At 47.0% G+C, this 15004-nt stretch carries 11 protein-coding genes; 2 read left to right on the top strand and 9 right to left on the bottom strand.

The window, feature by feature from the left end:
- Window positions 1-19 precede the first annotated feature (19 nt).
- The 5 genes from MZO40_RS09040 to MZO40_RS09020 form a co-directional block, all read right to left on the bottom strand.
- Entirely contained in the window at window positions 20-583 is a 564-nt protein-coding gene (locus MZO40_RS09040; protein ID WP_050340143.1) for a cadmium resistance transporter, read from the bottom strand.
- 374 nt (window positions 584-957) lie between these two features.
- Window positions 958-2961: an ABC transporter ATP-binding protein/permease gene (locus MZO40_RS09035; RefSeq protein ID WP_252133235.1), complete on the bottom strand. Its 2004-nt coding sequence runs from the start codon at window positions 2959-2961 to the stop codon at window positions 958-960.
- Window positions 2962-3383: 422 nt separating this feature from the next.
- Window positions 3384-6785 carry a LamG-like jellyroll fold domain-containing protein gene (locus MZO40_RS09030; RefSeq protein WP_252133234.1) on the bottom strand — a complete coding sequence of 1134 codons (3402 nt, stop codon included), beginning with the start codon at window positions 6783-6785 and terminating at the stop codon, window positions 3384-3386.
- 285 nt (window positions 6786-7070) lie between these two features.
- Window positions 7071-7439 carry a hypothetical protein gene (locus MZO40_RS09025; RefSeq protein ID WP_050340140.1) on the bottom strand — a complete coding sequence of 123 codons (369 nt, stop codon included), beginning with the start codon at window positions 7437-7439 and terminating at the stop codon, window positions 7071-7073.
- A 62-nt stretch (window positions 7440-7501) separates the two neighbouring features.
- Window positions 7502-8347 carry a metallophosphoesterase gene (locus MZO40_RS09020; protein WP_105961548.1) on the bottom strand — a complete coding sequence of 282 codons (846 nt, stop codon included), beginning with the start codon at window positions 8345-8347 and terminating at the stop codon, window positions 7502-7504.
- Window positions 8348-8751: 404 nt separating this feature from the next.
- Between MZO40_RS09020 and MZO40_RS09015 the strand changes: the two genes are divergently transcribed.
- Window positions 8752-9066 (top strand): hypothetical protein, encoded by a 315-nt coding sequence (locus MZO40_RS09015; protein ID WP_050340138.1) that lies wholly within the window; start codon window positions 8752-8754, stop codon window positions 9064-9066.
- Window positions 9067-9248: 182 nt separating this feature from the next.
- A complete protein-coding gene (locus MZO40_RS09010; RefSeq protein ID WP_105919645.1) occupies window positions 9249-10073 on the top strand; it encodes a helix-turn-helix domain-containing protein in 825 nt (274 codons plus the stop codon).
- Window positions 10074-10232: 159 nt separating this feature from the next.
- Here MZO40_RS09010 and MZO40_RS09005 read toward each other — a convergent pair whose 3' ends face one another.
- The 4 genes from MZO40_RS09005 to MZO40_RS08990 form a co-directional block, all read right to left on the bottom strand.
- Window positions 10233-10679 (bottom strand): PTS glucose transporter subunit IIA, encoded by a 447-nt coding sequence (locus MZO40_RS09005; protein WP_088770748.1) that lies wholly within the window; start codon window positions 10677-10679, stop codon window positions 10233-10235.
- A gap of 878 nt (window positions 10680-11557) precedes the next feature.
- On the bottom strand, window positions 11558-11884 hold the full coding sequence (locus tag MZO40_RS09000; RefSeq protein WP_003639677.1) for a PTS sugar transporter subunit IIB: 327 nt from the start codon (window positions 11882-11884) through the stop codon (window positions 11558-11560).
- Between the two features lie 22 nt (window positions 11885-11906).
- Window positions 11907-13379: a PTS sugar transporter subunit IIC gene (locus MZO40_RS08995; RefSeq protein ID WP_088770747.1), complete on the bottom strand. Its 1473-nt coding sequence runs from the start codon at window positions 13377-13379 to the stop codon at window positions 11907-11909.
- Window positions 13379-14761, bottom strand: a complete 1383-nt coding sequence (locus MZO40_RS08990) for a glycoside hydrolase family 1 protein (RefSeq protein WP_122217822.1) — start codon at window positions 14759-14761, stop codon at window positions 13379-13381. Before MZO40_RS08990 ends, MZO40_RS08995 begins: the two co-directional genes overlap by 1 nt.
- Window positions 14762-15004 lie beyond the last annotated feature (243 nt).

Raw genomic sequence — 15004 nt, 5'->3', positions numbered from 1 at the left:
GGGCCTCCGTTCCCAGTTATCACCACAGTGCCAACAAGTGACTAATTAGGCCACTATCCCAGAAGACGTAGCAGCCAATCAACACATAACAAATCTTCATTAACCGTTCACCGTGTGCCGTGATCACTCGTTGAACGACTGGCAATGTCGCCACTTGTTTAATAATAATCACCACTAGCACCGTTAACACGCCAATAAAAACTAACGTCATCAAGAAATGCGCCATGCTCTCGCCAACGAGGACCGGCAAGAAAATCGATAAATTACAGCCCGCACATACCGCCAAATACGTTACCAGCACGTTCAACACTGGCGATCGACCAGAACGGTCCGCTTGCTCGTCATCATCGTCATGGAACGCTAGCCAGATTGGCAAAATCCCCAACACACCGAGCAACCATTCCGGCAAGAACAACGTTAACGTCCGACCGATAAAAAAACTCGCTGTCAGTAAAATCATATTTCCCAGGAAATAACCCCAAATAACCTGTGATAACCGGTACTTTTTGAGTAAGAACACCAACATAAAGAAGAAGTCCAAATTAACGCTCAAAAAGGTTATCGCTAAAATCCCATAGTGCATCCCATCACCCACTCTTTTATTGTTGACTTCATTATATGTCAAAATCGACATATGTAAAGTAAAAGCTGCACCCAACTGAAAAGTAAATAGTTACTAGTCAGTCCACAATCAAACACCCGCACCACGAAAAAAACGCCCACCAATGGGACTAAGCAGGTGCTTAGCCCGCAATGGCGGACGTCTTCTGGTTGACTGCTGACTAGCAGATCAACGTTAATTTTGATGGTTATCTTCAAATAATGAGCTAATCAAGGTGCATCTTGGAAACTGTGCTGGGTTGACAGGCCATACCAGCAATCATACGCCCTGACACATTAGCATCGTTTCATATTGCGACCAAGTTTGTCACATTCTTACCCAGTCAGCATTAAGCACTAATCTGCGGCTAACGCATCGATTGGATTCAAGCGAGCAGCGCGCCATGCCGGTAGAATTGCCGCTAATAGCGCGATTACTAGGGCGATGATAAAGGTCGAAACAACATTGCCGAGATGAATTTCTATCATATTGTAACTGGCGATTTGATAGAGGACTTTATTCAGCGCGGCTCTGACACCATAGGCAATCCCCGTGGCGAGCAATGCACTGATGACCCCAATAATGAGCGATTCGCTCGTGAACAAGCGGCGGATATCGCCCCGACTTTCACCGAGTGCACGTAAAATTCCAATTTCCTTTTTACGGGCACTAACGGACATGAACATCGTCACGATGATCATCAACGCTGAAACGAGTAATGAGATACCCGCAATCGCAGCCAAAATGGTCGTCGCTAAGTTGACGTACGTGTTGACGGTGTCTAGCATGCTGGCAATACTCGTGGCCCGATAAGTTCGCTTACCGTCAGTTTTGAGCTTGTTGATTTGCTTCGTGACCGCGTCATTGTGATTTCGAGAATCGACTTTAACCGCGACAGAAGTCGGTTTCGTGCTCAAATCTTTCGACGAACGCATCGCCTTCATGGTAGCGTACGAAACCGCATTGACCGCACCACCAGTCGTGCTTTCAGTGATTCCCGCAACGGTTAACTGTTGCTTGACGGTTACTGACTTGCCACTGGCATTGGTCGTCTGGAAGGAGACGGTAACTTTCTTACCAACTAAGTCCTTCCAATTCTTAGACGACCACTTCTTGGCAACCGTGTCTTTATCAACGACAATTTCATTCTTACCAGCCGTATGACCCGCTTTAATAATGGATTTCCGGTTGGAAGCCGTCCAAGTTGTCAGCGTAGATGCCGTATAGTCTTTTGATCCAATTGACAGCGTCGCGTTGCTTGCACTAATAATTGGTTGAACCGTCTGAACGTGTTTAACCTTCTTCAACTGTGCTAATTGTGTGCTACTAAAGGTCGGTTGACTAGTGGTCGTCGAACTGACCCCCATTGCGGCGGCCTGCTGATTATTAGCTTGGGCGCCGCCACCACGTTGGTTTTGGCTCGTCTTCTGATACCGACTGACCGTCACGACCCGCGGATTAACCATATCATTGATTTCTTGGTTGATATAGCCTTTGAGCCCGTTGCCTAGGCCGTTGAATAGCATCACCGCAAATAGCCCGATGGCCGTCCCAATAATAATGATTAGGTTCCAAGTCCAGGTGTAGCGTAAGTGCTTAAACGCCGTACTCATCGGTACGTACCATGGCAACTTGCGCGCAGGAATTTGTTGCCGATTTTCATCAACTGGATAGGCGGCTTTGATCCGGTCATCCGATGTAATCTGGCCATCCGCTAATCGAACGATGCGCGTCCCGGCGTTGGCAACATCCTCAGAGTGGGTCACGCAAATCACTAACCGGCCCTCTTCAGCAATTTGGTCCAACAATTTCAGCACATCCGCCGTATTTTCAGAATCCAGCGCCCCAGTCGGTTCATCCGCAATAATGATTTGCGGATCACTAGCGAGTGCCCGAGCAATTGCGACCCGTTGCTTCTGCCCACCAGACAACTGGTTCGGATACTTTTTGATTTGATCAGTTAATCCGACCTTCGCCAACAATTCCTTGGCGCGTTGCTCACGCGCAGAACGATTGAGCTTGGTCATATCCAATGAAATCAAAACGTTGTCTAGAACCGATAAGTGATTGATCAAGTTATAGGATTGATAAATATAGCCGATGGTTTCTCGGCGATACTGGTCCATTTGTTTCTCTTGGTGATGGTCCAATGCGGTTCCTTGAAGCAAGACTTGGCCTTCAAATTGCCGGTCCAGCCCACCGATGATGTTCATCAGCGTTGACTTCCCGCCACCAGATTCACCTAAAATTGCCACGAACTCGCCACGTTCGAAAGTTAAATTAATCCCATTCAAAACTGGGAAGGCTTGTTTACCTAAATAATAGGCTTTGTGAATATCCTTTAATTCTAAGTAACTCACGCTAATTCACCCTACCTTACTTCACTGTCATGTGCGCCAATAGTCTTGTGATGTAACAAGACTTAAACTGTGACTATTGGTCATTAAGTTTACCAGAGATTACGCTCCGGCAACACCCTAATGCGTCAATTTAATTGGAACTTAGCATAGCACGTTAGTTAGTCTATTGCCACGAAATCTAACTAAAATACTAACAATCTTTATAATTCGAGACACGTAAGCACCATCAAATAGTCTTGCGAGTGTGTCTCCCCCTAGTCAGTCACATGACCCGTTCCGATAGCTAGCAATCAGGCGTTTAGTCCGCCTACTACTTAACTAGCTTGTGTACAAAAGGGCAGTTCTGAAACGAACTCTCGTTTTTCAGAACTGCCCTCGTCGACATGGTGCTATTTAAATCACTGTGGCATTGTTAATCTACGCTAGGCGTGACGCTTCCGCCACCATACGGCTAAGCCACCAGTAATCATCAATAAGAGACTCCCTGCGACCGCCAACCAACGTTGAATCGCTTCACCGGTTTGTGGTAACCAGCTACCATGATGGGGCTTCGTGGTCGAATGTGCGCCATTAGTCGCAGTATTCGTTTCAGGTAAGGTCGTCCCATTGGTGCTGGCCGTTGACGTGCCATCTCCACCTTTGCCAGGTTTAGCCGGCGTATTGGCGTTACCATCGGGTTTAGCGGCATTTGACTTGTTGTCATCTGGCTTAACATTGCCGCTACCACCTGGTTTTGTGGTACTTGGCCCATTTTCATCTGGTTTAACTACAGTATTACCGTTGCCATTTGGTTTAGTGGTGCTTGAACCATTTTCGTCCGGTTTAACTGCAACATTATCGTTGCCATCTGGTTTCTCGGTACTTGAACCATTTTCATCTGGTTTAACTACAGTATTACCGTTGCCATCTGGTTTCTCAGTACTTGAACTATTTTCATCCGGTTTAACTGCAACATTACCGTTGCCATCCGGTTTAGTGGTGCTTGAACTATTTTCATCCGGTTTAACTTCAGTATTACCGTTGCCATCTGGTTTAGTAGTGCTTGAACCATTTTCGTCCGGTTTAACTACAGTATTACCGTTGCCATCTGGTTTAGTAGTGCTTGAACCATTTTCGTCCGGTTTAACTACAGTATTGCCGTTACCATCTGGTTTGTCTGTACTTGACTCATTGCCATCCGGTTTAACCACGGTATTGCCGTTACCATCTGGTTTGGTCGTACTTGACCCGTTTTCATCCGGTTTAGCTGGCGTCGTTAACGGATTATCGTTGTCAAGGTCGACTAAGACTTCCGTGCCATCGGCGGTTGCCGCCATCGCTTGGCTTAACATGATCGTCTTGGCTGCTTTGGCCTTGCTTGGCGCTAACTTGATCGTTACCAGATTCGTCACGGGTTGACTCGCACTGACGGTCAAACGTAATTGTCCGTTAGCCACCGTTCGGCGTAAAATTTTGACACCCGTTGGGACCTGAACGTCCGCAACGTCACGGCCGGCGAGATCAAACTGTAAGTCAAACGCGGTTAATTGCCGCTTCTGAGCATTCGTCACTTGAACTTGTGCTTCGTGGTCGTTGCGACTCAATTTCAGTGTTTCAACCGCGCGGTGTTTCTTCGTCAGCTCCGTTTGCTTGAGGAAGGCTGACGTGTCAAAGACCTGACTGTCGAACATTTGTGGGGCTTGTGGTACTTGCAAGGCGTTTAAAATCAGCGCACTTACATCCGCGTTGCTACCGCCGTGTAGTCGGCGCCCGCTATCCACCGTTTCGCCACCGAGGGCTATGAAGATGCTACGGTTATATTCATCCCAGCCACCATGGTTGGTCCCGGCGCCACCGTGGTCCGCGTTAGCAATCACTAACGTATCATGGATGTGCCCGGTTGCTTCTAGCTTGTCCATGACGCGCTTGAATAAGCCGTCATATTGCGCGTACTTATCCCAATAATTATCGTTATACCAGCCACGACTATGGCCCTGACCATCCATGTAATCACTTTGCATGTACACTAGACCAGTGTTCTTAAACTCAGATGAGCCGATGTAGTTGGCGACATCGTCAAAGGATTTCAACGAAGCGGACTGCTTGGTCATCACAGCTGCATCTGGTTCAACAATACTGTTCACGATTGGGCCCCACTCTGAAAAGGCCGCGGCGCCACGAGTTGGGTTCTCAGCTTGAAGCATCTTGAAGACGGACGGGAACAACGCTTGTGGTTTATCAAAATCAGCAAAGTATTCTTGTCCCATTGACCCGTTAGTGCCTTGGTATTCCTTAGGTAACGTGTCCCATGGCCGTCCATGCAGCATAGAAATGTAGTTTTGAGCTGAAATTGCTGGCGAAACTGCCCGCGCAGAGGTGCTCATCGCAAACTGTTTATTGAATAAATCCATCGTGTACGTGTTGCGACGCTTCTTCATAATGACCGGGTCAGTCGTCCATGCGGGTGTTTTGGTCCCTTGCGCATAGTACATCCCCTTTGGATCCCAGGGGTTACCACCACCGTCCGTCGTCAAAACGACCACGTGTTTATACGGCTTGATTTCAGCCTGTTTGGCGGCAGCGACTTGGTCAGTTGCGGAAGCTAAGGCCACGTCGCCAACCCCAATAATACCGTCACCATTGTAATCGAGGGCGTATTTTCCCTGAATTTCAACGGATTGCGCGGGTCCTAATTGAACCGTCGTGTTTTTGGTGGTTTGTTCCAATTGAATTTGCGTCTCACCCGCTGTTTTGGCCTTTAAATTGAGGTGCGCCAGTCGAGTCTGGGCGTATTTCTTGAAATCAGCCGTCGACAAATTAGCGGTCGTCGTCACGCGGACCCGTCCCGGCTGAACGAGTTGTACCTGCGTCTGATTGCCTTGCAATAGTCGTTCAGCACCGACATAATCGAACTTGTTGGCATCATAAACCACATCGATGGTCAACGGTTGCGCTGGCGCTGCCTTTAGTTGCCGGGCGTGTACATTCAGCCCATAAGTATGGCCAGTTGCAATGCGCTTCGCTCCCACTAAACGCGTCGCTACTGACTGTTCAACGGGCGCTACTGCATGCTTGCCCTGTTGCGCTTGATCGTTCAATTGGCTGACTTGTTCAGGAGTGAGTACTTGGTCATACAACCGGGCCTGCTTGATTTGCCCCGTCATCATCGACTGCACGTGTGAGCCAGGTGCGGCATCGCCACCTAGGACGAAATCCTTGGTATTTTGTGCCAGCTTCAAATCACCCGGCATGGCCACTTGTTGCACCAATTTGCCATCAAGATACAGACTCGCCGTCTTATTTTTATCAATCACACCGACCGCATGCACCCACTGGCCCTTATGCAGCAGCCCTTTAGGCGTTTTGTAGCCGGCACCATCATGGGCATAGAAAACCACTTGATTATTTTCAACGCCGAGGCCGAGGCCACCACCTTGTTGGCTCGAGAAAATCTCATGTTCGTGACCGGCATCAGCGGCTGGGTCATATTTGAAGTAGGCTTCAACCGCCATACCACTCTGGATCTGACGGAATTGGTCATCCGTGAAAGTGGTGTAAAACGCGGATTTGCCATCAAAATTCAAGACTTGATCATCAAATTCTGGCGTCTTGGTCACTGACGGTTGGCCCACCAATTGCCATTGCGTCTTACCAGCATGGTCTACCAGTTGCCGATTTTGCACTCCTAAATCGACGATCGGGGTTGGCACCGTAACGTTCGCAGCCGGAACAGCGACTTGCTCACTTGGCGTATCCACGGGGGTCACAGCGGCAATCGCTGGACTCACCGTGGTCGTTAAAATTGCAGTACATACGAATAAGGTCGTTAAAACACGCGGCTTCATTACTAAATTATCACTCCACATTTTTTATAGTAAAACTAACTGCAATATTAAGCATAGTTAACTAATGTAAAGTGTTTAGACAGAGGTTTGTAAAGAAACGATATTATTTGTGTGTAGACGCAACTAAAATCCGAAACTTCAGTGGACCGTCATGCAAAATAGCTCGTGATACCTTTCGATACAACTAAAAAATCGTTTCAAAAATGCAGTCTGGATTCTTGAAACGATTTTTTCAGTTTTATCAGTTGGCAGGTTTGCCCGACAATCGAGCCAAGCCTAATCAGGTTATTGTTGAGCGACTTCCTGGTAACCATTAGCGATCAATTGGTTGCGGAACCAAGTTTCAAACATAAACCCATACCAAATGTCGCCTAGTAGATTAATTGATAATGCGATTTGTTCAGTGAAAAATAACTGAACAACCATGTTTAGTAAGACCATTCCTAAGAACGGCACGGCCGTTTTCAGCGCGATAAATGGCGTCCGACAACGAACACTGAACAGCGCGTAGAACCAAGTGAACAATAGTGCCCACACATTAAACCGGGCGTATACTTTTTTGGTACTCGTCTCACCATTGATCGTTTTTGTGAACGTCATATCGTGTTTGACGCGGCGATTAAATCCAAACCACTCGGATGGTGCAAAATTCATGAAATTCCTCCTCGTTTTGTCACAACTGTCCATTCTATTATAGAAGTTAACGAAGACGCTCGCTACTGATTGTCACGCTGGGGGCCAAAAAACTTTTGGACGACTGCTTGATAGCCGTACTCGTCGTTCAGTCGCTTCAACAATTTCTCATCATGCGTGCTCGTATAGCCAGTATGCCGCAGATGTTCATATAATTTCAGATAAGGTAAGTCTTGTTTTCGGGCCAGCGCCAACTCCTGTTCAATGTCATAAGTCACTTTGCGAAATTCCACACTGATTTGTCCCGCATCCGTGACCGTCAACAGTGCATAGTTCGCCCGCTGATCCGCCATGAACTTCGCGTACGGACTGTACGGTTGTCCAGTGGCGCCCGGATTGATGATCAATTGCCCCCGCTGACTCACGCGCATCACTTGTTGATGCGTATGCCCATAAACGGCAACGTCTGCATCCCCCGCTAAATGATCAAAACTAGTCTGTTCACCAGCTGGATAGAGGTCGTGGCCCGTCGAACGTTCTGGCTGATTATGCGCTAATTGGAACGTCAAACCGTTTAGCGTTAACTGAGTCGCAATCGGTCGCTGAATCAATTCTTCATACTGCGCCGACTGTAAATGGGTGACCAGGTATTCCGTCAGCCGCGCAAAATAAATCGTTGACGGTTCTTCTAAACGGCCGGTGCCGGTCATGATCGCGTTAATCCCCTGTTCCCAATTACCCTGTAGCCAGACGGATGGTGCAACGTCCGCTAATGTTTGATAAAGCTGTTGGGCTCCCGGGCCGGGCAAAAACAAATCGCCCAAAAACCAATAATCTGTGGCCTCCTGCTGCCGGGCATCCGCTAGCACCGCCTGTAACGCCGTCAAATTTCCGTGAATATCTGCCAAAACTGCAATTCGATGTAACACTACTCGTCACTCCCTCACCAATCGTTACTTCTAGTATACGCCGAGTGCAGACTAAAGTCGTTGCTGTAAAGCGACCTTATTAATCTAGCGGGATAAGTGCTAATGTTCGCATTAGTAAGCGCTTACTTGTATGCTAAAAGTAACAATTATAACGAGTGCACGTTTGCGTTGCAATGATGAACAGACGACAGGTCAACCAGTCGTAGCTGGCGTCTAGTCAGTCACAGATGCCACGAACGATTGACAGCCATCTGCAGCTACCAGCGTCAGCTTTTTTAGACTGAACACGATGTCAGTCTAAAAAAAGCACAATCGGCCCATTGCCGAGCAATCAGTCGTAAGCAGCTGCTTTACGTGCACGACTCGATTTAATATCCGACTAAACCTTGGGGGAGGCTTTCAACATGCAACAATTGACACCCTTAGTACATGATTTTAACTTGGACGGCTACTGGTCTGCCGTCATTGATGAGGGAACGCCTGGACTGGCCCGTGTGAATCAGCCACTGACGCAATTACTTGGAACTTGGTTGGCAGCGCACGTGACGATTCTCTGCGACACGGCTTCGTTTCTACTGATCATTCACGACCACCATCAAAAACTTGCGATTCCTGGCCGCATTTCACCAGGCACCAGTCAGCCGTATGACATCAAGCTCGATGGTTGGCCCGTCAACAATAGTGCGGCCTTGATGGCAATCGTTCAGAAGTATCTATAGTCAAACGGTCGACTATCGATAATCGAATCCATCATTAAAATCGTGTTCGTCCCAGTCTGAATTGGACTGGGATTTTTTTCGTCACTTGCAGCCCAGTCGCAGTGACGAAATCGACAATAATCATGAAAGCGATTCATATCCTATGTTAAACTAGAGTTAGTCAAAACTGGGGGGCACTTGCGTTGCAAATTAATAAACAACAAGTCGGTCACCGGATTCACGAACTCCGGATAACCGCGAATTTAAGTATGGCTGAACTAGCATCTGCCGTTGGTTTAGCCGGAAAAAGTACCATCAATGATTGGGAGAAAGGACGTACGCTGGCAAACGCTGAACGGATGGAAAAGTTGGCTGTCTTCTTTAAGGTACCGGTTAACTACATTCGCTACGGCAGTCTGACCGATTACGTCACGACGGTCTTCAAAGAAACGGGACTCAACCACTCTGAATTCAACGTCTTATTGTGGGAATTTGTCGATCTAACGACTACCAATCCCGACGTTTTATCCAGTGACGTGTTCACGCCTACCGCGCACTCTGAACAGGACCAGTTGCAACAAACGAAAATTGCCACCGCCCTGATTACACCGACCATCAACTATGCGATTAACCAAATCGTTCCGGCTGTCGTACGCCATTTTGAATCTGACAATTCGACCTACCCGGAACCGGATGAAGTCATTCAAGCCGGATGTTACGTCTATCGCCATCGGATTCAAATCGTGCGGCGGACGTTTACTGGTAAATATAACCGCATCGTCCGCTTACTCGATAACGTGGACTTATATGAGAAACTTCAGCCGGATGATGATTATAAGCGCTACTTGAATCAGACGACGACACCTCAGAAGAATACCAGCAATGGCTTCTCCTTAGATGAAAAATATCAAATTCAGATGAACAAGCTCATTACAGACTTTCACCAACAACTGAACAAAATCAACGCCGCGTATCAAGCTGAACTTGCCGCGTTGGAACAAAGCGGCCCGAAATCTGCGGCCAATTAACCGAAATCAAAATAAAACCTGGTTTGAAGCGCATCGTCACTTCAAACCAGGTTTTATTCATTTAATATTGCTTTGTTCACTGTGGATCGTCGATACTGAACAAGCCGTCTAAACACGGTTGGTTGGCCACGTCCAGCGCGATTGAAATACCCGTTCAAGCTACTTAGCCACAACGGTTGCAACTTCTTGGTCATGACTCACTTGTCCACTTGTGGATAATTTCAATCCTTTGGCATGTTCAGCCGCGTTATCCACAATCACCATCACCGTCGTATCCTCGTTGTTCTCGTTAGCCTGTTCTTGGTCAACGAAAGCTAATGGTGTTTCCGGTGTCACTTGGTCGCCCTCGTGCACATAGGTCGCAGGTGTTTCACTCATATTCGTCCCCATCTTGAGTAACACATCCAGCTTGCCCGTCGACAACTTAATCGCGCGTTGTTCAGGGATCAGTGCACTGACCGTCCCGGTAATCGGACTAAAAATATGATGACGATCAGGCGTAACCGCAAACCCGGTCTCATCCGCCGCGACCGTTGATAAATCTACCAGCGTCCCATCAACTGGGGCGTACAATTTAACTTTTTTACCGAATGAAAATAAACTCATGATAAACCCTCCCAATTTGATTATGGTGCTGGCCAGCTACCATCTTTGATTACCTTTATCCTAACTGCTCGAACGGGTTTCAGGTCAAGGGAAAGTTGTAAAAAAGTTTTGTTTCTTATCATTAATTTGGTTTAAATCGCTGTTTGATTGATGGCCGAAACGTGTTCGGGGCTGCTGAAGCCTGCGCTTGCTACGCTAAAGGTCCAATGCACAAACCGCGCTTCTACTGCGATATTGCCGAAACGTGTTCGAGCCGAACTGGGACTTCCGGTTAGCCTAGCAACGATGATGACTGGGAAGACCACCACTGCAATATTGTCGAAACGTGTTCGGGGCCGCTGAAGCCTGCGCTTGCTACGCTAAAGGACTAATGCCAAAACCGCATTTCCACTGCGATATGGCTGAAACGTGTTCGAGCCGAACTGGGACTTCCGGTTAGCCTAGCAACGATGATGACTGGAAGTCCACCACTGCAATACTGTCAAAACGTGTTCGGGGCCGCTGAAGTCTGCGCTTGCTACGCTAAAGGACTAATGCCAAAACCGCGCTTCTACTGCGATATTGCCGAAACGTGTTCGAGCCGAACTGGGACTTCCGGTTAGCCTAGCAACGATGATGACTGGGAAGCCCACCCAGCCACCATCGTTGCTAAGCTAATCCTCAGTCCCAACCCGTTCGGACCTCACACTCTAAAAAAAGTCCCCACCAGCACCGCCAGTGAGGACTCGTAACATATAGGTATGTGATACCCACAACCAAAACGATCTAGGATTTGGTTAGTGTTTGATTATCACTCGGACAAGTCGCAATCGAGTTAAAGCAACCACCGCACACGTTGGTGATTCACGATTGCATCGACTTCCCCGGTTGAAACCCGTTTATCGATCGCCGAGTAACTTTTCCGCCGCCTGTAAGACGTTTTCACCATTCATCATGCCATAATCTGACATATTGATGATGTCCATCGGAATCCCGGCATTATCCGTCTTCTTCTTCACATCATTCGCCATATAACGAACTTGTGGGCCTAACAATAAGACGTCTGGATGTGGATCTTGACTCAATTGATGGTCAATATCCGCCGCGGATGTCGCAAAAATCTTGTAATCCACGCCATCCTTCTTTGCAGCTGCTTCCATCTTGGAAACCAGTAGTGAGGTTGACATGCCCGCAGAACAAGCCAACATGATAATCTTTTCAGCCATAATCATTTAATTCCTTTCTATATTACATCTTTTCGATTTCAGCGTTGCCGGCAGCAGCTTCTGCAGCAGCCTTTTCGCCTTCTTGTTTCGTCAAAATAGCATCGTACTTCTTAGCAAATGGGAAGTAGATTGCGGTTGACATAACCAACGTAATCGTTTGCCAAATCGCCATCTTCCAGCCACCAATCAGGAAGCCAGAAATAATCGCTGGCGTCGTCCACGGTGCCGCGAAACCATTCAGTGGTGGTACGATTCCAAAGTAGATCACCAAGTACGTTGATAAGGCGACAATAACTGGTGTCAAGAAGAATGGAATTGCCAAGAATGGGTTCATAACGATTGGTAACCCGAACAAGAATGGTTCGTTAATGTTGAACAATGCAGGAACAAATTCAACTTTACCAATTGTCTTGAATTGGACTGATTTAGCAGCAAATAACGTAAAGATAACCAGACCAATCGTAATCCCAGAACCAGTTAAGTTAATGAAGTTATTGTAAAATTCGTTGGTCACAATGTGGGCACCTTGCGCAACGGTCAACTTACCTGCTTTATATAATGAAGCATTGTCGAACGTGTTAGGAATTAATAGCCCACTGGTAATGGCACCCATGATTAACCCACCATGGACCCCAAAGAACCAGAAGAATGGGACTAAGAACGCAATGACTAAGGCCCCACCAAGTGAGTCTGATAACCCTTGTAGTGGCGTTTGTAGGACTTTGTAAATGAATTGCAGCATATCAGTGTTACCAAGGGCACTGAAAGCAGCGAAGATCAACATTGCGACGATTAAAATTACGCCGGCAGGAATCATAGCAGTGAATTGGTTGGCAACACTTGCGGGAACTTGTTCTGGCAAGGTAATCTTCCAACCCTTACGAATCATTGCTGAGTAAGCCCAACCAACTAAAATCCCAACGATAATGGCGGCAATCATCCCTTGGCCACCCAGCCAAGTAATGTTGATGACACCAGTAACTGGTGCTTGCACGAAATCTTGTAGGACTTTTGGCAACTTATCAATGTTTTGTGAAACGGCACTCCCCGACATCACAACGTTTCCGGCAGCATTCGTAATCCCAGTGCCGGCTTTACCCATTGCAGCAACCAGTGGATTGGCAATGTTAAGCGTTTGCAAAAGTAAGAATACGGCCATGGAGGTCAAACCAGCTGGTAATGGTTCGTAACCTTCATTGCGGACATACACATAAGCAATCCCGACAGCGGCCCAGAGTGACAGTACTCCGAACGTCACGGTATAAGCTTGGTTAAAGAAAGCGGCCCAACCAGACGCCTTAACGACTGCGGCGACTGCTGGAATTGGAATATTGGATAAGATTAAGAATACGGACCCAATGATAATAAATGGTAACGCGTAAACCATCCCGTCTTGTAAGGCTTTAACTGGTTTGGTGTTAACGAACTTCATTATCGGTGGTAGAACTTTGTTGTTAATGAAATTGCTAACAGCACCATTACTACTATTTTCCATTACAATTCATCTCCATTTTTTGCTAGGACCCCTTGAAGCCAATAGTATGACTTCTTAGGAACCCGCTTTAAGTCTTTTAGATCATGATTGGTTCGGTTGACATAAACGACCCCGTAGCGTTTTTCAATATCAGCATGTGAACTTGGAATATCAATCAATCCCCAGCCAAGATAGCCAAGTACTTTAGCGCCATCAATCAACATAGCATCCTTCATTGCCTTGATATGGTCGGCATGGTACGCAATCCGCGCGTCATCTTCGATCATATGTTGGCCATCCCAGTGTTCCCGCAGGCCAATGCCGTTTTCAATCGGAAAGACTGGCACTTCATATTGGTCATACAACTTGGTAATCAGGTTCCGGAAGCCAAGTGGGTCGATGGTCCAACCCCATTCATTCGCCTTCAAAAAGCGGTTAGCCTCAAATGAATAATTGAGATAGCGGTTCGGGACGGCATCCGTGGGAATCTTATCCCCATTGATGACCGTGGAACGATAATAACTAAAAGCTAAAAAATCCGCTTTCATTTTGGCAATGATGGCTTCGTCGCCTGGTTGCAAGTCGTAGTCAATTCCGTGTTGGTCAATGTAACGCAAGACTTCTGGTGAATAGTGGCCATGAACGTAGGCGTCGTTCAAGTTATTGTTCAAGAACTCATCACTCTTACGTGCCGCCATCACGTCAATTGGTTTAGCCGTTTCTGGATAAACTGGTGTGTATGCCAACATGCCGCCGATTTTCACGTCGTCATAGTTTTGATGCACAAAATCATCCAGGCGTGCGTGCGCCAACATCGTGTGATGGAAGATTCGATACAGGTCGTTCACGCTCTGGTCGCCCTTGGTGTATCCCGAAATGTTGAACACTTCATCGGTAAAATACAGATTGTGTTCATTAAAGACGATCCAATATTTGACCCGATCTGCGAAGTGTTCAATCATCTTCTCACCGAAGCGAACGAACGCATCAACCGTGTGGCGCGACATGAACCCGTTTTCATTTTCGGCCAATGCTAACGGCATATCGAAATGATACAGGCAAATCATTGGGGTGATACCCCGGGCCAGCATCGCATCAACTAACCGGTCATAAAAAACAATCCCAGCTTCATTGAAGGCGCCATCCCCGTCCGGAACGACCCGCGACCATGAGATTTGAATTCGGTACATGTTCAGGTGTAAGTCCTTCATTAAATCTAAATCTTCTTCGTAACGATGGTATTCGTCAATCGCATCGTGCCAATCTGAAGTTGTCGCTGTTGCTGGTCGAACATCATAGACTGAGCGGCCCTTGCCATCCACATCCCAAGCACCCTCAGTCTGCATACTTGATACTGAGTTGCCCCAGAAAAAATCCTTGGGCATCTGTCGCTCCTTATTCATTAAACTCCTCCTATTCTAATCACAATTTAGTTTGGAAAACGCTTTCCTCGTGAAATAATACTAGCCTAATTCGGTTTAGAAATCAACACTTTTACTTTAAAAATATATACTTTTGCTAAAATTAGCCCAATCTAATTTGAATGACCGCACTAAAAAACTGATCTAACAGTAATTTTCACCATTAGACCAGTTACGACATATTATAGAATTACCTTGCATGACTCATGATTTAAACGTGCCCGC

Origin of the sequence: Lactiplantibacillus sp. B652 (assembly GCF_023806745.1) — a bacterium.
Taxonomy (GTDB): Bacteria; Bacillota; Bacilli; order Lactobacillales; family Lactobacillaceae; genus Lactiplantibacillus; species Lactiplantibacillus pentosus.
Note: the sequence above shows the minus strand (reverse complement) of the source record. Positions and strands in the feature narration are given on the sequence as shown.

Bases quoted from the DNA above. Each gene is read 5' to 3' on its own strand.
- MZO40_RS09015 (WP_050340138.1), top strand. From the start codon at position 8,752: ATGCAACAATTGACACCCTTAGTACATGATTTTAACTTGGACGGCTAC.
- MZO40_RS09005 (WP_088770748.1), bottom strand. From the start codon at position 10,679: ATGAGTTTATTTTCATTCGGTAAAAAAGTTAAATTGTACGCCCCAGTT.
- MZO40_RS09025 (WP_050340140.1), bottom strand. From the start codon at position 7,439: ATGAATTTTGCACCATCCGAGTGGTTTGGATTTAATCGCCGCGTCAAA.
- MZO40_RS09040 (WP_050340143.1), bottom strand. From the start codon at position 583: ATGCACTATGGGATTTTAGCGATAACCTTTTTGAGCGTTAATTTGGAC.
- MZO40_RS08995 (WP_088770747.1), bottom strand. From the start codon at position 13,379: ATGGAAAATAGTAGTAATGGTGCTGTTAGCAATTTCATTAACAACAAA.
- MZO40_RS08990 (WP_122217822.1), bottom strand. From the start codon at position 14,761: ATGAATAAGGAGCGACAGATGCCCAAGGATTTTTTCTGGGGCAACTCA.
- MZO40_RS09030 (WP_252133234.1), bottom strand. From the start codon at position 6,785: ATGAAGCCGCGTGTTTTAACGACCTTATTCGTATGTACTGCAATTTTA.
- MZO40_RS09000 (WP_003639677.1), bottom strand. From the start codon at position 11,884: ATGGCTGAAAAGATTATCATGTTGGCTTGTTCTGCGGGCATGTCAACC.